Source organism: Paenibacillus sp. FSL H7-0756, from assembly GCF_038006765.1.
Classification (GTDB): domain Bacteria; phylum Bacillota; class Bacilli; order Paenibacillales; family Paenibacillaceae; genus Paenibacillus_AQ.
The window spans coordinates 659,854-678,479 of the sequence record NZ_JBBOVT010000001.1; the positions used below are offsets into that span (position 1 = coordinate 659,854).

General features: G+C 53.3%; 14 protein-coding genes, 10 tRNA genes and 2 rRNA genes. 1 reads left to right on the top strand and 25 read right to left on the bottom strand.

The window, feature by feature from the left end:
* Positions 1–13 precede the first annotated feature (13 nt).
* The 6 genes from hisA to NST04_RS02845 all read right to left on the bottom strand — a co-directional run bounded on the left by hisA (position 14) and on the right by NST04_RS02845 (position 5,323).
* The gene (hisA, locus tag NST04_RS02820) at positions 14–763 is read right to left on the bottom strand and encodes a 1-(5-phosphoribosyl)-5-[(5-phosphoribosylamino)methylideneamino]imidazole-4-carboxamide isomerase (RefSeq protein ID WP_341183095.1); all 750 of its coding nucleotides are present in this window, start codon (positions 761–763) and stop codon (positions 14–16) included.
* Between the two features lie 42 nt (positions 764–805).
* On the bottom strand, positions 806–1,426 hold the full coding sequence (gene hisH / locus NST04_RS02825; protein ID WP_341183096.1) for an imidazole glycerol phosphate synthase subunit HisH: 621 nt from the start codon (positions 1,424–1,426) through the stop codon (positions 806–808).
* A 2-nt stretch (positions 1,427–1,428) separates the two neighbouring features.
* A complete protein-coding gene (gene hisB, locus NST04_RS02830; protein WP_341183097.1) occupies positions 1,429–2,040 on the bottom strand; it encodes an imidazoleglycerol-phosphate dehydratase HisB in 612 nt (203 codons plus the stop codon).
* Positions 2,027–3,337, bottom strand: coding sequence for a histidinol dehydrogenase (hisD, locus tag NST04_RS02835; protein WP_341183098.1), 1,311 nt, complete (start codon positions 3,335–3,337; stop codon positions 2,027–2,029). Before hisD ends, hisB begins: the two co-directional genes overlap by 14 nt.
* Before the next feature lie 37 nt (positions 3,338–3,374).
* On the bottom strand, positions 3,375–4,019 hold the full coding sequence (gene hisG / locus NST04_RS02840) for an ATP phosphoribosyltransferase (protein WP_341183099.1): 645 nt from the start codon (positions 4,017–4,019) through the stop codon (positions 3,375–3,377).
* 86 nt (positions 4,020–4,105) lie between these two features.
* Positions 4,106–5,323, bottom strand: coding sequence for an ATP phosphoribosyltransferase regulatory subunit (locus tag NST04_RS02845; protein WP_341183100.1), 1,218 nt, complete (start codon positions 5,321–5,323; stop codon positions 4,106–4,108).
* A gap of 269 nt (positions 5,324–5,592) precedes the next feature.
* Between NST04_RS02845 and gntK the strand changes: the two genes are divergently transcribed.
* Complete coding sequence (gntK, locus tag NST04_RS02850; protein ID WP_445667903.1) at positions 5,593–7,131, top strand: gluconokinase; 1,539 nt, start codon at positions 5,593–5,595, stop codon at positions 7,129–7,131.
* Positions 7,132–7,221: 90 nt separating this feature from the next.
* Here the strand turns inward: gntK and NST04_RS02855 are convergent, their stop codons facing one another.
* The 19 genes from NST04_RS02855 to rrf form a co-directional block, all read right to left on the bottom strand.
* Positions 7,222–8,379 (bottom strand): acyltransferase, encoded by a 1,158-nt coding sequence (locus tag NST04_RS02855; RefSeq protein WP_341183102.1) that lies wholly within the window; start codon positions 8,377–8,379, stop codon positions 7,222–7,224.
* Positions 8,379–8,870 (bottom strand): acyltransferase, encoded by a 492-nt coding sequence (locus tag NST04_RS02860; protein WP_341183103.1) that lies wholly within the window; start codon positions 8,868–8,870, stop codon positions 8,379–8,381. Before NST04_RS02860 ends, NST04_RS02855 begins: the two co-directional genes overlap by 1 nt.
* On the bottom strand, positions 8,867–9,526 hold the full coding sequence (gene ppaX, locus NST04_RS02865) for a pyrophosphatase PpaX (protein WP_341183104.1): 660 nt from the start codon (positions 9,524–9,526) through the stop codon (positions 8,867–8,869). The genes NST04_RS02860 and ppaX overlap by 4 nt, the downstream gene beginning before the upstream one ends.
* An 8-nt stretch (positions 9,527–9,534) precedes the next feature.
* Positions 9,535–10,566 (bottom strand): prolipoprotein diacylglyceryl transferase, encoded by a 1,032-nt coding sequence (gene lgt / locus NST04_RS02870; RefSeq protein ID WP_341183105.1) that lies wholly within the window; start codon positions 10,564–10,566, stop codon positions 9,535–9,537.
* 12 nt (positions 10,567–10,578) lie between these two features.
* Positions 10,579–11,517 carry an HPr(Ser) kinase/phosphatase gene (gene hprK, locus NST04_RS02875; protein WP_341183106.1) on the bottom strand — a complete coding sequence of 313 codons (939 nt, stop codon included), beginning with the start codon at positions 11,515–11,517 and terminating at the stop codon, positions 10,579–10,581.
* Between the two features lie 229 nt (positions 11,518–11,746).
* Positions 11,747–12,868 carry an ABC transporter ATP-binding protein gene (locus NST04_RS02880; protein ID WP_340750364.1) on the bottom strand — a complete coding sequence of 374 codons (1,122 nt, stop codon included), beginning with the start codon at positions 12,866–12,868 and terminating at the stop codon, positions 11,747–11,749.
* Between the two features lie 109 nt (positions 12,869–12,977).
* A complete protein-coding gene (locus tag NST04_RS02885; RefSeq protein WP_341183107.1) occupies positions 12,978–14,048 on the bottom strand; it encodes a PucR family transcriptional regulator in 1,071 nt (356 codons plus the stop codon).
* Between the two features lie 177 nt (positions 14,049–14,225).
* A tRNA-Lys gene (locus NST04_RS02890) sits at positions 14,226–14,298 on the bottom strand.
* A gap of 11 nt (positions 14,299–14,309) precedes the next feature.
* Positions 14,310–14,392 (bottom strand) — tRNA-Tyr (locus tag NST04_RS02895).
* A 5-nt stretch (positions 14,393–14,397) separates the two neighbouring features.
* Positions 14,398–14,473: transfer RNA gene (locus tag NST04_RS02900), tRNA-Phe, on the bottom strand.
* A 26-nt stretch (positions 14,474–14,499) separates the two neighbouring features.
* Positions 14,500–14,577: transfer RNA gene (locus NST04_RS02905), tRNA-Asp, on the bottom strand.
* A 17-nt stretch (positions 14,578–14,594) separates the two neighbouring features.
* A tRNA-Thr gene (locus NST04_RS02910) sits at positions 14,595–14,670 on the bottom strand.
* Positions 14,671–14,705: 35 nt separating this feature from the next.
* Positions 14,706–14,781: transfer RNA gene (locus NST04_RS02915), tRNA-Val, on the bottom strand.
* 9 nt (positions 14,782–14,790) lie between these two features.
* Positions 14,791–14,867, bottom strand: a tRNA-Met gene (locus NST04_RS02920).
* 24 nt (positions 14,868–14,891) lie between these two features.
* A tRNA-Ser gene (locus NST04_RS02925) sits at positions 14,892–14,983 on the bottom strand.
* An 81-nt stretch (positions 14,984–15,064) separates the two neighbouring features.
* Positions 15,065–17,990 (bottom strand): 23S ribosomal RNA (locus NST04_RS02930).
* 247 nt (positions 17,991–18,237) lie between these two features.
* Positions 18,238–18,313, bottom strand: a tRNA-Ala gene (locus NST04_RS02935).
* A 29-nt stretch (positions 18,314–18,342) separates the two neighbouring features.
* Positions 18,343–18,419: transfer RNA gene (locus NST04_RS02940), tRNA-Ile, on the bottom strand.
* 47 nt (positions 18,420–18,466) lie between these two features.
* Positions 18,467–18,583 (bottom strand): 5S ribosomal RNA (rrf, locus tag NST04_RS02945).
* Positions 18,584–18,626 lie beyond the last annotated feature (43 nt).

Consider the following 18,626-nt stretch of genomic DNA (forward strand, 5'->3'; position numbering starts at 1 on the left):
CCTTAGTATAGACTTACCGCAATCCGGAGGATTGGCCCAGGGTCTGCAGCGCTTCAGCCAGATTAATATTGCCGGTATACAGCGCCTTGCCCACAATCGCCCCGCCGATCCCGCTGCCGCTATGTAAGTTCAGGCGCTGCAGATCATTAAGACTGGTCACGCCGCCGGAGGCGATTACGCTGCGGCCGCTTGCCTTGGCCATAGACAGAATGCCTTCCACGTTCGGCCCCTGCATCATCCCGTCGCGGGAGATATCGGTATAGATGAAAGTCTCAGCGCCCTTGGCAGCCAGCTCTTTAGCCAGGTCTTCCGCGCGCACCTCCGAGGTATTAAGCCAGCCGTGGGTTGCCACGTAGCCGTTACGCGCATCGATACCGATGGCAACTTTGTCGCCGTATTTGGCAAGAACCGCTTCTGTAAAAGTCTGATCATTAATGGCTGCCGTCCCGATAATCACCCGGCTGACGCCGAGGTTCAGCAGCTTCTCGACATCGGCAAGTGTACGGAGACCGCCGCCGACCTGTACAGGAACATTCGCATGCTTAGCAATAGCTCCAATGATGGCATCATTCACAGGGCAGCCTGCTTTGGCTCCGTCCAGATCCACCAGATGGATATACTGCCCGCCTTGCTCTTCCCACGACTTAGCCACCTCTACCGGATTGTCGTTATAGATCGTCTCTTGGGCATAATCACCCTGCTGCAGCCGGACACACTTGCCGTCCCGGATATCAATCGCCGGATATAGGATAAAAGAAGACATGAATACTCCCCGCTTTCATTGCAAATTAGTGATTCAGGCAGGCTACGCCTGCTGTGCCTGGAGCCTCAGGAAATTACCCAGCAGCTTCATGCCAAGCTCCCCGCTCTTCTCCGGGTGGAACTGCATGCCGTAGACATTATCACGCCCCACGATAGCCGTTACGGGATGTCCATAGTCTGTGACGGCCAGCAGATCGCCGTCTGCCGCGAGTGCATGATAGGAGTGCACGAAGTATACATGGCTCTCTGACAGGCCGTCCAGCAGCGGACTCTCCGGCTGGCGGAAGCTCAGCTTGTTCCAGCCCATATGCGGCACCTTATAGCCGTCCCGGGGGGCGAAGCGCACCACTGCGCCGGGCAGAAGCTCCAGCCCCTTATGCTCGCCATGCTCCTCGCTGCTGCTGAACAGCAGCTGCATTCCGAGGCAGATGCCCAGCACCGGCTGGCCCGCTGACGCTGCGGCCCGGACGACATCGTCCATTCCGCTCTCCCGTAAGTGCTCCATCGCATCGCCAAAGGCACCGACTCCCGGCAGTATAACACTGTCTGCCGCCAAGATCTCAGCGGCATCCGAGGTTACAAGACTCGTATACCCCAGCCGCTCTACGGCCTTGCTGACACTGTGCAGGTTGCCCATGCCGTAATCGACGATTGCAACGGCCATAACTACAGCACTCCCTTCGTTGAAGGCACGCCCTTCACCCGGGGATCTATGATCGTCGCTTCGTCCAGTGCCCGTCCCAGCGCCTTGAAGACCGCTTCAATCATGTGATGGGTATTGGTGCCGTAATGAACGATGACATGCAGCGTTATTCTCGCCTCCAGCGCGAACTTCCACAGGAATTCATGTACCAGCTCTGTGGAGAAGCTGCCTACCTGCTGGGAAGGATACGCTGCCCGGTATTCAAAATGCGGCCGGTTGCTGATGTCTATCACTACCTGGGCAAGCGCCTCATCCATAGGGACGAAGACACTGGCGTACCGCTTGATACCTTTTTTATCGCCAAGCGCTTCCCGCAGAGCCTGTCCGAGACAGATGCCGATATCCTCCACCGTATGGTGATCATCAATCTCGATATCTCCCCGTGCCTGCACAGAGAGGTCAAACTGTCCATGCTTTGTGAACAGATCCAGCATATGATTCAGGAACGGCACATCGGTCTCCAGTTCGGAGACCCCGCTGCCGTCCACCGCAAAGGTTAGCTTAATGTCCGTTTCATTGGTTGTACGGCTAAGTCCGGCCTTGCGCAGCGCCAGTTCGTTATTATTGTTCTCCATTTGTGTCTCCACCTTTCGCTTCGTTCGTAAGCCGGATTTCGATGGCGCGTGCATGGCCTTCCAGGCCCTCGCGCCGGGCAAGCTCCATAATCGCCGCCCCGTCCCGTAGCAGCGCCTCCTTGCTGTAATAGATCAGGCTGGACTTCTTGATGAAGTCGTCCACATCTACAGGGGAGGAGAACCGTGCTGTGCCATTCGTCGGTATAATATGGTTCGGTCCGGCGAAGTAGTCACCGACCGGCTCCGAGCTGTACGGCCCGAGGAAGATCGCCCCGGCGTTCTCAATTGCGCCGGTCAGCCCCATCGGGTCGTTCACCACAATCTCCAGATGCTCCGGCGCCAGCCGGTTCACCACGGAGATGCCCTCCTCAAGCGAGTCTACGACGATAATCGCGCCGTAGTTCTCTACCGAGGCCCGCGCGATTTCCTCGCGCGGCAATGCCTGCAGCTGCCGCTCGACCTCGGCAGCCACCGCCTCCGCGAGACGCTGCGACGGCGTCACGAGGATCGCCGACGCCATCTCGTCGTGCTCGGCCTGCGAGAGCAGGTCGGCCGCGATGTAGGCGGCCTCGGCGGTATCGTCGGCGAGCACGACGATCTCGCTCGGTCCGGCGATGCTGTCGATGTCGACAGCGCCGTAGACCTCGCGCTTGGCCAGGGCCACGTAGATGTTCCCTGGCCCGCAGATCTTATCGACCGGCACGATGGATTCCGTGCCGAAGGCGAGGGCGGCGATCGCCTGCGCGCCGCCCACGCGGTAGATCTCGTGTACGCCCGCTTCAGCGGCGGCCACGAGAATATAAGGATCAATGCCTTCGGAGCCGCCCGTCGAAGGCGGCGTCACCATCACGATCTCCGGCACCCCCGCGATCTGTGCCGGTATCACGTTCATCAGCACCGAGGACGGGTAGGCCGCCTTGCCGCCGGGAACATAGACGCCCACACGCTTCAGCGGGCGGATGATCTGCCCGAGGATCGTGCCGTCAGGCTGCAGATCCATCCAGGAATTGCGTTTCTGCCGCGCATGGAACGCACGAATATTCACGGCTGCTGCGCGAATCGCCGTCACGAAGGACTCCTCTACCCGGCCATAGGCGGCCTCTAGCTCCTCCGGCGTTACGCGCAGCTGCGCTGGCGTAAGTACAGCGCCATCGAAGCGCTCCGTATACCGGAGCAGCGCCGCGTCGCCTTCCCGCTTGATATTGGCCACGATTTCACGTACGGCCTTGTTCTGCTCCGGCGTGCCGTATTCCACCTCACGCTGCAGCTTAAATTCCTTACTGGACTGGATCTTCACCGCCGCTTCCCCCTTGAGCTCTATAGTTTTGCTTATATTAGTTTACCTGCAATCCCGGTTCTGCAATCACAGCCTGCAGCCGGTCGCACAGCTGCTGAATCTCCGCATTCTTCATCCGGTAGCTCACCCGGTTCGCCACCAGGCGGCTGGTGATCTCGAAGATGCTCTTCATCTCCACCAGACCGTTATCCTTCAGCGTCTGGCCGGTCTCAACCATATCCACGATCCGGTCAGCCAGCCCGATCAGCGGTGCCAGCTCGATGGAGCCGTTCAGCTTCACAACCTCCACCTGCTGGCCTTGCTCACGGAAATACCGCGAAGCCACGTTCGGGTACTTGGTAGCTACCCGTTGCTGAATACCCGGCTGCCAGTTCGGAAGCCCGATAATCGACATCCGACAGCGGGCGATCCCGAGATCAAGCAGCTCGTACACATCGCGGCTCTCCTCCAGCAGTACATCTTTGCCGACAATCCCGATATCCGCCACTCCATATTCTACATACGTGGGCACATCCACCGGCTTCGCCAGGATGAACTCCATTCCGGCCTCCGGCAATGAAATCACCAGCTTGCGCGACTCTTCTCCATCCGGAGGAATCGGCAGTCCCGCCTGGCGGAACAGCTCTGCCGCTTTATTATAAATCCGGCCTTTCGGCATGGCTACCTTAAGAATCTGTGCCATTAATACCCGCCCCCGTTTCGTATTTCCGCTTCTTTAACATCTGCTTCTATATGACATCATGTTTCCATTTCGTAATTTTGCTCCGTTCACCCATGCTCGCTGACAAACGACACGAAGGTGTAGATCTCGCCGTACAGCTCGCCCTCTGCCTGAATAGTATCCGCATCCAGCCGCTTCACGGTCTTCAGCTCCTCCGGACCGGCCGCCAGCCGCGTGACCACAACATGCCCTTCCGACCGCAGCCTCGCTGCTTCGGCAAAACCCTCTTGGCGCCGCAGTGCATCGTACTGGACCAGAATCGGCAGCTCTTCCTCTTCCGGAAGCCCGGAGACTCCATCCAAAATACGGTTGGTCTTTAGAGAGAAGCCGGTGGAGGGAATCGGACGCCCGAATTGCTGCAGCAGGTTGTCATACCGGCCGCCGCTGCATACCGGGAAACCCAGCTCGGAAGCGTACCCCTCGAAGGTCATGCCTGTATAGTAAGAGAAATCACCGATCATCGTCAGATCAATCAGCACATGCTGCGAGACACCATAAGCCACCAGTACCTCCCATACTTTGCACAGATGCTCGATCGACGCGCGCGCCAGCGGATGGTTGCTCAGCTCCAGCGCCTGTCCGCAGATCTCCTTCCCGCCGCGCAGCCGCAGCAGTCCGTCCAGCTCCTGCTTTTGTGCAGTGGATAGCTCAAGACGCCGCAGCGTCTCGCGGAAGGCTACATAATCGCGGCTGAGCAGATGGCTCTTCAGCTCCTCTTGAGCCTGCGGCAAGCCCGATACCGCCTCCTGGAAGAGGCCGTCAAGGAAACCGACATGTCCAATTGCAATTTTAAAAGACTTTACGCCCGCTGCCTGCAGGGAAGCAATCGCCAGCGCGACTACCTCCGCGTCAGCCTCCGGTGAATCATCACCGACAAGCTCCACACCGGTCTGAAAAAATTCTGCCTCCCGTCCGGCCTCTTCTTCAATCGCCCGGAAGACGTTGGCATGGTAGGACAGACGCAGCGGCAGCGGCTCATCCTTCAATAGAGAGGAGACCACACGGGCTACAGGTGCCGTCATCTCTGAGCGCAACACCAGCGCCTGCCCACGGTTGTTAAGCAATTTATACAGCTTCTGATCGGAGGTAGAGCTGGCTACACCGACCGTATCGTAATATTCAAGAGTAGGCGTAATCATCTGCCGGTAGCCCCAGCGGCTCATACAGTGAAGTACATCCTTCTCGATCTTGCGCAGCTTCGTTACCGCACGCGGGAGATAATCTCTTACGCCGGCAGGCTTTTCAAATCCCTTTGGTTTGGCCATCTTCATTGTTCACCTCATCGGATATGTTGAAGGGTATCATTAAATGCTTTATCATGGTAAAGTGGTAGCAAAGTAAAGTAGTGGCAATATCGTATCACGGACTATCCTTTTGCGTCAACAATTCGCTTGAATTCCAGAGTTCCTTTTGCCACCGGGATAAGCGGCGAATATAATAGGTTAATATGATTGTACTTTATTTCCTCCATGAAGTATTCCCGGTATCTAATTCAGAAGCAGAAAGAAGGACTGACGGCTTGAGTACATCCTATATGATTGGCGTTGATATTGGAACCACCAGCACGAAGGCTGTCCTCTTTAAGGAGAACGGAACGATTGTCGCTCAGAGCAATCAGGGCTATCCGCTGCATCAGCCCTCCCCCTCTGTCGCAGAACAGGACCCGGAGCAGATTCTGGAAGCCGTAATTCATACCATAGCAGCGGTCATGCAGGAGAGCCTTGCCGCACCTGAAGACATTCTGCTGGTCTCGTTCAGCTCCGCTATGCATAGCGTCATTGCTGTAGATCCTGCGGGTAAGCCGCTGACCGCCTGCATTACCTGGGCCGATAACCGGAGCAGCCGCTGTGCCCGGCGGTTGAAGGACGAACTGAACGGACATGAGCTGTACCTGCGGACAGGAACGCCCATACACCCTATGTCTCCAATCACCAAGCTGATGTGGCTGGGCGAGGAGCAGCCCGAGCTGTTCCGTCAGACCTACAAGTTCATCTCTATCAAAGAATATATCTTCTTCCGGCTGTTCGGCGAATATGTAATTGACCATTCCATCGCCTCTGCCACCGGCATGTTCAATCTGGAGAAGCTCGATTGGGACGAGGAGGCGCTCCAGATTGCCGGTGTTACTCCGGAGCGCCTATCCCGTCCGGTCCCGACCACTCATATCCTGCAGGGACTGCTCCCAGAGCTTACCGGAAAGCTTGGTCTGCTCACAGACACTCCATTTATAGTAGGCGCCAGTGACGGCGTTCTGTCTAACCTGGGCGTAGGGGCCATGGAGCCGGGGGTAATCGCTGCAACGATAGGCACAAGCGGTGCCATCCGTACTGTAGTTGACCATCCGCTGACCGATCCCAAAGGACGGATATTCTGCTACGCCCTGACAGACAAGCATTGGGTAATCGGCGGCCCTGTGAATAACGGAGGAATGCTCTTCCGCTGGGTGCGTGATGAGTTCGCCGCCTCTGAAGTAGAGACCGCGAAGCGCCTGGGCATTGATCCCTACGAAGTATTAACCAGGATCGCTGAGCAAGTGCCGCCCGGCAGTAACGGACTGCTCTTCCATCCGTATCTGACCGGAGAACGCGCACCACTGTGGAATCCCGATGCCCGCGGCTCCTTCTTCGGGCTAAGCATGAATCACCGCAAGGAGCATATGATCCGTGCGGTACTGGAAGGTGTCATCTTCAATATGTACACCGTATTACTGGCCATGGAGGAATGCATCGGCGAGCCCGTTAGAATCCTGGCAACTGGCGGCTTCGCCCGCTCGGCGCTATGGCGGCAGATGATGGCGGATATTTTCGATCAGGAGGTGGTGGTCCCGGAGAGCTTCGAGAGCTCTTGCCTCGGCGCAGTCGTCCTGGGATTATACGCCATCCGGCGGATTGATTCCTTCGATGCTGTCTACAGCATGATTGGCTCCACTCACCGGCATGAGCCGGTTACTGCCCACGCCAAAGCCTACAAACAGCTTCTGCCTATCTTCATCTCCGTATACCGCAGCCTGGAGGATCAGTATCAGGCAATCGCCGACTTCCAGCGCGAGCAAGCCGGGGAACAGCCCAGCTAACATAATCTTCAGACGCCTGCTTACAGCAAAGCGCCGGACAGCCGCATCTGCGGCCAGCCGGCGCTTTCAATATATTAACTAAGCCAAAGTCTACACTGTCGCCTTTGGCGCTGCTGCCGGCTTCTGCGGTGCAGAGCCGAACACCATCCACGCCGGCTTCACATAACGGAAGGCAAGCGCAACCACCAGCCAGGAGCCCAGAAGGGCCACCAGCCAGCCGCCCGCTATTGCTGCTGTATAGGCCAGCGATCCGCCGTGGAACGGCAGCTTCCGGTACATGAACAGCAGCAGCGGATGGAGCAGATAGATACCGAAGGAGCACGCCCCGGCCGAGAGCAGCAGTCTGGTCAGCACGCTGCGTCCTGCCCCGTACAGCAGGAAGGACAGCTGGAACAGTACCAGACAAGAGAGCAAGGCATGCAGGTTCGAGAACCCTTCATACCACAGACTGTTGATTACTGTTTTCTTCGTATAGTTGTTATACCACAATACCACATGGTAAGCCCCGGCAGCGGCCCATAACAGCCACAGTACCATCCAGCCCATACCTTTACCTGAGCGCCAGCCTTCGCGGGAGGGAACCAGCCACTTTTTCAGAGAGCTGTAGTAGATCGCAATCGCCGCACCAAGCAGGAAATACGAGAAATACGTAATGGCCAGACTCCCCTTGGACAACTGCCAATACCCGTGGTTCACCATATATTTGTTAAGCAGCACGAAGCCCCACTGTAACGCAAGTCCAATCACTGGTGCCCAGGCCGCGAGATGCCGCACTTTCTGCAGGCACCAGAGTATCAGCGGGAACAGCAGATAGAACTGGATAATGATGATGATATAGTAGAGATGCGTATACGCCGTACCCGTCCATAGATACTTGAAGAACTTCCCGCCCATCTCCTGAAGAGGCATCCCCCAGGTATGACCGGCCGTCATTTTGAGTCCAAAATAAAGCACCGTAAACACAAGATAAGGCACAATAATATAGATTAGCCTGCGGCTGTAGAATTTGGCCAGTACCTTCCCGCCTAGCGGACGGTCAATATAATTGTAAAACAGGACGAACCCGCTTAAGAATATAAAGGAAGGCACTGCAAACTGGCTGAACTTATTTATGAACAGAAACGGAGGGAACATGGAAGTGCCCAGTGTCTCAGCCAATGTGCGTGAAGTGGCATGAATGGCGATCACCGCAAAAATAGCGATTGCCCGAAAAATATCAAGCTGTGGTATTCTTTCCTTTTGAGCCATTATGATTCCTCCTGTTTACGCAGATCGCGGAGCGGATTCCCGCCGACGAACGAACCAGCAGCAACATCCTTGTGAACCACCGATCCCGCGGCAACCGTAGCCCCATCCCCAATCGTAACCCCAGGGAGAATAGTCGTGTTAGCCCCAATCATTACATTCTCTCCGATAATAACTTCACCCAGCCGGTACTCCTTGATGAGATACTCATGGGCCAGGATCGTAGTGTTATAGCCGATAACCGTATTCTCCCCGATAGAGATCTTCTCCGGAAAAAAAACATCCACCATCGCCATAAGCCCAAACGCAGTGTGCTTGCCTATCTTCATCCCGAGCACCCGGCGGTAAATCCAGTTCTTGAGCGGCAGAATCGGGCAATAACGGGCAATCTGGATAAAAATAAAATTGCGCACACCCTTCCATGGGCTGACCGTACGGTAAATATGCCAGAGCGCATTATGCCCCTCCACGGGATAACGGGTTATCTTTCTCACGGTTGCATAGTCTCCTGCTCTACAATAGAGTACAAGTCCTTCATCTCCTGGATGATGTAATCCGGTTCATAGGTGCGCAGCACAGCTTCACCCTTAAGCGACCAGGCCACAGCGGCTACACGAACACCTGCTGCCTTCGCAGACTGAATATCAACAGCACTGTCGCCTACCATCAGTGTCTTGGCCGGATCAACACCCAGATTGGCAACTGCCGTGAGCACTGGCTCCGGATGCGGCTTCGGATGAGTCACATCATTCACCGTAACAATCGTCTCCATATATTTCAGCAGATCGAACATCTCCAGCGACTTCAATGTGTTAGGCCGGATCTTGGTGGTCACCACCCCAAGCTTGATTCCCCGGCGCTGCAGCTCCTCCATCGTCTCATTCACATGGGGAAAAGCGCGGACCAGCTCATCATGATGCGCATTGTTGTACGAACGGTAGGACCGTTCCAGCACTTCTATATCCTTCAGCTCCAGGCCGGAGAACGCGCCTAGCTGCTGCTGAAGTGTAGTCCCCATCAGGGGAATGATCTGTTCCCGGGTCAGAACCGGCAGATGATTCTCCTTCAGCGCATGCATGAATGAATTAAGAATCAGCTCATTCGTATTCACAATCGTTCCGTCCAGATCAAATAACACGCATTCTATCATTGATTGTATTACTCCTTTGTTTCCTTATCTTCAGAGGGATCTTCCACCGGCTGAACAGGCTGAGAAGGCTTCTGAGGCGTATTAGCAGCACTCTCTGGAATCACAGCATCCGCTGCCGCCGGTTTGGTGCTGATGATCGGGTCCATGTAATGATCCTTCGGCTGACCGCTTACCCGCCGTACAATAATCAGCGCAATGGCAGCTACAATAATGAGCAGCGCGAGCAGTTGAGAGATACGGATATTTCCGTAAGCCGGATCAAGATATCCTTGCTCGAAGCCCATCCACTTCATCGGACTCCATAGCCCGTTAATGAAGGATGCCACACCGCTGCTGCCGTCAAAGGCAAGGCTGTCCGTACGCAGAGCTTCAATGAAGAAGCGGCCGATGGAGTACCAGATGAAGTAAGACATGAAGATTTCTCCGGCACGTACGAACTTCTGGCGGCGCAGCACCAAGAGGAGCAAAATGCCCAACAGACTCCAGAGTGATTCGTACAGGAAGGTCGGATGGTGAAAAGCATCCCCTATGTACATTTGATTAACGATAAAGTCCGGCAAATGCAGCTTATCCCGCAGGAACGATTCCTCTACCACGCCGCCATAGGCTTCCTGGTTGATGAAATTTCCCCAGCGGCCGATCATCTGGCCGGCAAGCAGTCCCGGAGCACAGATATCAACGATACGCCAGAACGGGTAGCCTTTATAGCGGAAGTAAATAATCGCGCAGATAATCGCACCGATTAAGGCGCCATAAATCGCAATACCGCCATTCCAGACCTTGAAGATATCGAGCAGGTTATCCTTATAGTCTTCCCACTTGAAAGCTACGAAATATAGACGCGCCCCAATAATAGCCGATGGCAAGCCCAGCAGCAGCATATCCATGAAGAACTCCTGTGGAATGTTGAAGCGTTTGCCTTCTTGAATACACAGGAACAGCCCGGTAAGCGCGCCAAGACCCAGAATCAGGCCATACCAGTGAACCGGCAGAGAACCAATCGAGAAGACAATCGGGTCAATCGCTAGTGAATAAAACATGCTCTCACACTCCTAATCCAGATCATCCATATCTTCAGAGATGGTGGCGGTAAGTTTATTCGTAAATTGCAGCGCGGCATTGAAGCCCATTTGCTTGAGCCGGTAATTCATCGCTGCCACCTCGATAATGACAGCGAGGTTACGTCCCGGACGGACAGGGATAGTAACCAGCGGCACATCGGTATCAATAATCCGTGTAGTCTCCTCATCCAGTCCCAGACGGTCATACTGCTTGTCCTGCTGCCAGGCTTCCAGTCTGACCACCAGAGTAATCCGCTTATGATTACGGATAGCGCCTGCCCCAAACAGCGTCATAACATTAATAATCCCGACGCCGCGGATCTCCAGCAGGTGACGGATCAATTCCGGTGCGGTACCATGAAGCTGATTATCCGAAGTCTGGCGAATTTCCACCGCATCATCGGCAATCAGACGATGACCGCGTTTAACCAGTTCCAGCGCGGTTTCACTTTTACCAATGCCGCTGGTACCTGTAATCAGCATCCCTACTCCATACACATCACAGAGAACACCATGAATTGTTGCTGTCGGTGCCAGTCTGCCCTCAAGAAAGCTGGTCAGTCTGCTTGAGAAAATCGTCGTCGCCATCGAGCTGCGCAGCACAGGAAGTCCCTTCTCGTTGCTGATGTCTACAAGCTCCTGGGGAACATCCAGCGCGCGGGTAATGACGATGCACGGGGTATTGTCGTTACAGATACCGCGTACCCGGCTTTTCCGTTCTTCCTCTGAGAGCATAGAGAAAAAAGCCAGCTCTGTTTTGCCTAGTAGCTGCACACGTTCTTCCGGATAATATTCGAAATAACCGGCCATTTCCAGCCCGGGACGGTTCAAATCATCCACTGTAATCGGTCTCTTCAGACCTTCATGTCCGGATACTACCTCTAATTGAAAATGCTGCACCAATTCTAATACTTTTACCTTCTTAGCCATATATGTCCGTCCTTTCGTCACCCGCGGCTCATGCCGCTTCCCCGCATACCGGTTACATCTTTATCCATTCCAGCTACAGGTAATTCTCCTGCTATCTTAATGGATTATGCCAGTGAATGCAATCTTAACCCCAGCGGTTATCATTCCATTCCACCATGATCATTACAAGAAAAAGCCGCCTAACCAGGCGGCTTTCTTCATTATAAACTATGTTCACCCTGCAGAGATCTTATCCCAGCAGAACGTTAAGTTCGGATTCTTTATCGAAGATGTGGACTTTGTTCATGTCAATGGCCAATCTAGGCTTGCTGCCTTCACGGGTAGTGGAACGTCCATCTACACGCGCAATTACAGTGTTATTGCCAAGACCGCTCAAGTAGAGGAGCATTTCATGACCAAGGTTTTCCGTAACATCAACCATCGAAGTGAAAATTGTGTTAGGGGAAGCTTCCAGGAATACTGGCTCTTCATGAATGTCTTCTGGACGAACGCCCATGATTACATCTTTACCGATGAAGCCTTTGTTACGCAGGATTGTAGCTTTGCCGCCTGGAACTTCAACATCAAGATTCTCTGCACGGAAACGGACAGCGCCGTTCAATTCGGAAAGAGTACCGTTGATAAAGTTCATGGTAGGGGAACCGATAAATCCGGCTACGAACAGGTTCGTAGGCTCATTGTACAGTTCTTCAGGGGAAGCTGCCTGCTGGATGATACCATCGTACATAACTACGATACGGTCACCCATCGTCATGGCTTCTGTCTGGTCATGCGTTACATATATACAAGTGGTTTCAAGACGCTTAACCAGCTTAGTGATTTCAGCACGCATTTGACCACGAAGTTTAGCATCCAAGTTGGAAAGAGGCTCATCCATCAAGAAGACTTGTGGATCACGGACGATAGCGCGGCCTAGAGCGACACGTTGACGTTGACCACCGGACAGTGCCTTAGGTTTACGATCCAGCAAGTGCTCGATATCCAGGATTTTCGCTGCTTCGCGTACTTTCTTGTCGATTTCTTCTTTCTTCACTTTGCGCAGTTTCAGACCGAAAGCCATGTTCTGATATACACTCATGTGCGGGTACAAGGCGTAGGATTGGAATACCATCGCGATATCACGGTCTTTAGGAGCAACGTCATTCACTACACGGTCACCAATGTACATTTTACCTTCAGAGATTTCTTCCAGACCAGCGATCATACGCAGGGTTGTGGATTTACCGCAACCGGAAGGACCAACCAGTACGAGGAATTCCTTATCTTTAATATCAAGATTGATATCGATTACTGTTGCTTTATCGGAACCCGGGTATTTTTTGAAAATATGCTCTAAACGTACGCCTGCCATTGTATTTCCCCCTCGAGTCTATTATTGGAATAGAAAATCAAACGCTTTCTTGTACACTTATCTTACCCCACAGCCGACCTCATGGCTATTTGCAAGGTTCACAAAAAACCTATTTTCTTTTCGTCACTTTATACAATAACATGGCAAGCTTCACAATAGCGGCATCCCCGAAGCTGCGGACATCAGCCCCTGTCTCCTGTTTGATTTTGTCCAGCCTGTAGAGCAGAGTGTTACGGTGAATGTACAGTTTTTTGGCGGTTTCACTAACATTGCAGTCCATTTCAAAGAAAGTCTCCAGCGTCAGCAGCATTTCCTTATCCGCCAGTACCGCCGTGTAATCACCGATCTGGCCCAGCAGCTGTCTTCGCCGGTCATCCGGAATACTGTTAACCAGCCGCTCCATGTGCAGCTCCCACGGCAGATGAATATAATCCCCTACCTGGAAGATGCGTCCAAGAAGAATAGTCTCCCGCAGCAAGGCCACAGCTCCTGTCAGACCTTTAACTGGAATAATGGCAGGAGAGACCGCGAGATGAAAGACGCCAACCCACTCGCTGGCAATCAGTTCATGTAACCCCATAGAAGTCTGTGACAGCAAATCCTCAGCACTCTCTTCCTCATCCTCTTTATCATCTCCGCCTGTGAGGAGTTCCTTACGGGCTAAAATTAACCATTCCTTATCCTGCAGGGGAACCAGCAATACATCATTCTCAAAATAACTGCGCAGCAGCTTCATTAAGGAGCGATACGTCATTTGCGGATTATGGACATTCTCACTTACCAGCATGAAGGGAATCATATCCCCGAACAGCCGGCCCTTCAGTGAGATTTCATCCGGGATCTCCGCATCGTCCTTCTCCTGCTCCAGTTGAGCGTTCAGCCATCCGCTAAGCTGCCTCGCCTCCATCTCTCCTTCTTCCTTGAATCCGGTTGCCTTCAGTGCTACCGCAAAATTGCGCCCGGCATAATTCACCAGCTGCAATTCCAGCGGAGACAGCCCCTCTGTCTCCACCCACACTGCTGTAACACGGCCATCATTCTCATAGAGGGGAAGCCACAGATATCCCTCATGAATGACCGGCAATTCCTGATCCTTGTCCGTACCTATGCCAAAAAGTGAAGCGGAATGCTGCCTGCCCAGCTGTTTGATTCCGGTCCTCTTTCCGGTGAGTTGCTCCAATTTTTGACGCAAACCCTCACTATCCATCATCACCATTCTCCACCACTTTTGCTTTTTTCGCTTATTTTATCATATTTTGCTGTAAAATGCGGAATTTGCGCTTATGAGCATGCTTGAATCATATATCAAAATACAAAAAAAGCCACCACCCTAAAGTGATGACCGTTTGGCTTAAGATGAGCCATGAAGGACTCGAACCTTCGACACCCTGATTAAAAGTCAGGTGCTCTACCAACTGAGCTAATGGCTCCTAAAAAGGGATGGAGGCTGATGGATTCGAACCACCGAACACGTACGTGAGCAGATTTACAGTCTGATGCGTTTGGCCACTTCGCTAAGCCTCCATGTATGGTGGCGCGGGAGGGAATCGAACCCCCGACACAAGGATTTTCAGTCCTTTGCTCTACCGACTGAGCTACCGAGCCATGAAAAAAGCCTAAAAACAAAAAAATGGCGGAACCGACGGGATTCGAACCCGCGATCTCCTGCGTGACAGGCAGGCATGTTAGGCCAACTACACCACGGTTCCACAATTAGTTGTAAAAATGGTGCCGGCGAGAGGACTTGAACCCCCAACCTACTGATTACAAGTCAGTTGCTCTACCAGTTGAGCTACACCGGCACGGTGTAAGGTATTAGATCTTCAAAAAATAAAAATGGTGGAGGCTGAGGGGTTCGAACCCCCGACCCTCTGCTTGTAAGGCAGATGCTCTCCCAGCTGAGCTAAGCCTCCGGGTATGTATGGTAGCGGCAGAGGGGATCGAACCCCCGACCTCACGGGTATGAACCGTACGCTCTAGCCAGCTGAGCTACGCCGCCACACTACAAGTATTGGATTTATAATGGCGGAGAGAGAGGGATTCGAACCCTCGCACCGCTTACGCAGTCTAACCCCTTAGCAGAGGGTCCCCTTATAGCCACTTGGGTATCTCTCCAAATTAATGGTAGCCATGTAAATCCGCACAGGAAATTAATTCCTGAAAACTGAATCCGAAACGAATCTGCGTGATAGAAATTTGGATAAGCCCTCGACCGATTAGTATTGGTCAGCTCCATGCATTGCTGCACTTCCACCTCCAACCTATCTACCTCGTCGTCTTCAAGGGGTCTTACTAATTGGGAAATCTCATCTTGAGGGGGGCTTCACGCTTAGATGCTTTCAGCGCTTATCCCGTCCGTACGTAGCTACTCAGCCATGCTCCTGGCGGAACAACTGATGCACCAGCGGTACGTCCATCCCGGTCCTCTCGTACTAAGGACAGCTCCTCTCAAATTTCCTGCGCCCACGACAGATAGGGACCGAACTGTCTCACGACGTTCTGAACCCAGCTCGCGTACCGCTTTAATGGGCGAACAGCCCAACCCTTGGGACCTACTTCAGCCCCAGGATGCGATGAGCCGACATCGAGGTGCCAAACCTCCCCGTCGATGTGGACTCTTGGGGGAGATAAGCCTGTTATCCCCAGGGTAGCTTTTATCCGTTGAGCGATGGCCCTTCCATGCGGTACCACCGGATCACTAAGTCCGACTTTCGTCCCTGCTCGACTTGTAGGTCTCGCAGTCAAGCTCCCTTATGCCTTTGCACTCTGCGAATGATTTCCAACCATTCTGAGGGAACCTTTGAACGCCTCCGTTACTCTTTAGGAGGCGACCGCCCCAGTCAAACTGCCCGCCTGACACGGTCCCCGTACCCGATAAGGGCACTAGGTTAGAACCTAGATACGATCAGGGTGGTATCCCAACGGCGCCTCCGCAGAAGCTTGCGCTCCTGCCTCCACGGCTCCCACCTATCCTGTACAGATCGTACCCAAATTCAATATCAAGCTGCAGTAAAGCTCCATGGGGTCTTTCCGTCTTGTCGCGGGTAACCTGCATCTTCACAGGTATTAAAATTTCACCGGATCTCTCGTTGAGACAGCGCCCAAGTCGTTACGCCATTCGTGCGGGTCAGAATTTACCTGACAAGGAATTTCGCTACCTTAGGACCGTTATAGTTACGGCCGCCGTTTACTGGGGCTTCGGTTCACAGCTTCGGATTGCTCCTAACCGCTCCCCTTAACCTTCCAGCACCGGGCAGGCGTCAGCCCGTATACTTCGCCTTACGGCTTCGCACAGACCTGTGTTTTTGCTAAACAGTCGCTTGGGCCTTTTCACTGCGGCCCCCTCGGGCTATTCACCCTACCGAGGCACCCCTTCTCCCGAAGTTACGGGGTCATTTTGCCGAGTTCCTTAACGAGAGTTCTTCCGCGCGCCTTAGAATTCTCTTCTCGCCTACCTGTGTCGGTTTGCGGTACGGGCACCTTCTCCTGACTAGAGGCTTTTCTTGGCAGTGTGAGATCATGACCTTCGCTACTGTAATTTTCGCTCCCCATCACAGCCCAGCCTTACGGTGTGCGGATTTGCCTACACACCAGCCTCACTGCTTAGACGGACATCCATCAGTCCGCGTCACTACCCTCCTGCGTCACCCCATCGCTCATAGCGGATTACGGTGGTACAGTAATTTCAAACTGTTGTCCTTCGACTACGCCTTTCGGCCTCGCCTTAGGTCCCGACTTACCCTGAGCGGACGAGCCTTCCTCAGGAAACCTTGGGCTTTCGGCGGATCAGATTCTCACTGATCTTTTCGTTACTCATACCGGCATTCTCACTTGTATGCTGTCCAGCGCTCCTTACGGTACACCTTCAACCCACATACAACGCTCCCCTACCCCAGATGCAAAGCATCTAGCCATAGCTTCGGTGGTGTGTTTAGCCCCGTTACATTTTCGGCGCAGAGTCACTCGACCAGTGAGCTATTACGCACTCTTTCAATGGTGGCTGCTTCTAAGCCAACATCCTGGTTGTCTGTGCAACTCCACATCCTTTCCCACTTAACACACACTTGGGGACCTTAGCTGATGGTCTGGGCTGTTTCCCTTTTGACAATGGATCTTAGCACTCACTGTCTGACTCCCGGCAAGAAGTAAATGGCATTCGGAGTTTGACTGAGCTTGGTAACCCTTGCGGGCCCCGCACCCAATCAGTGCTCTACCTCCACCACTCCATTCACCGAGGCTAGCCCTAAAGCTATTTCGGGGAGAACCAGCTATCTCCGAGTTCGATTGGAATTTCTCCGCTACCCCCACCTCATCCCCGCATTTTTCAACATGCGTGGGTTCGGGCCTCCAGTGCGTGTTACCGCACCTTCACCCTGGACAGGGGTAGATCACACGGTTTCGGGTCTACGTCCACATACTCAGTCGCCCTATTCAGACTCGCTTTCGCTGCGGCTCCGGCTTCTCACCTTAACCTTGCATGTTAAACGTAACTCGCCGGTTCATTCTACAAAAGGCACGCCATCACCCATAGAAAGGGCTCTGACTTTTTGTAAGCACACGGTTTCAGGTTCTATTTCACTCCCCTTCCGGGGTGCTTTTCACCTTTCCCTCACGGTACTGTTTCACTATCGGTCGCCAGGTAGTATTTAGCCTTAGCAGATGGTCCTGCTGGATTCATACGGGGTTTCACGTGCCCCGCACTACTCGGGATCCGTCTCGGAGAGAATACCATTTCGGCTACAGGGCTTTTACCTCTATCGCGGGCCTTTCCAGACCTCTTCGCCTACCATATTCCTTTGTAACTCCATGTGAGACGTCCCACAACCCCAAGAGGCAAGCCTCTTGGTTTAGGCTGTTCCGCGTTCGCTCGCCGCTACTGACGGAATCACTATTGTTTTCTCTTCCTCAGGGTACTTAGATGTTTCAGTTCCCCTGGTCTGCCTCTGCGTATCCTATGTATTCAGATACGAGTAACTGCGAATTACCACAGCTGGGTTTCCCCATTCGGACACCCCCGGATCAAAGCTTGCTTACAGCTCCCCGAGGCAGTTTCGTTGTTCGCCACGTCCTTCGTCGGCTCCTGGCGCCTAGGCATCCTCCGTGTGCTCTTAGTAGCTTAACCTCGATTTTTCCGTCAGGAAACTATCGGACAATGAATTTCTTCAACGTCTGTATTTCCATCAAGATCATCGTAGCATCGCCATTAATTCAAAACTTGTTTACACAAGTTCAGCTTAAAGGAATGTTCTAAAACGCAAATTCGTTTCGGTATCCAGTTTTCAAGGATCAAGATGCTGTTATTATGAAACAATCACGGCTGTGATGTTCGGAATAACAGACAATGTGCATATACTTTTGTAAAGAAGTTTTGGTGGAGCCAAGCGGGATCGAACCGCTGACCTCCTGCTTGCAAGGCAGGCGCTCTCCCAGCTGAGCTATGGCCCCAAATAGGTATTCAATTCATAAGTGTTATATGGTGGGCCTTGGTGGACTCGAACCACCGACCTCACCCTTATCAGAGGTGCGCTCTAACCAACTGAGCTAAAAGCCCATATAACAAAACTTACAGTAGTGAAGCAATCAATAAATTGATTGTTCGCTTGGCGGCGTCCTACTCTCCCAGGACCCTTCGGTCCAAGTACCATCGGCGCTGGAGGGCTTAACGGTCGTGTTCGGGATGGGTACGTGTGGAACCCCTCCGCTATCGCCACCAAACGCATACGAAAGAGACTTGCTCTTTCAAAACTGAACACGAGTG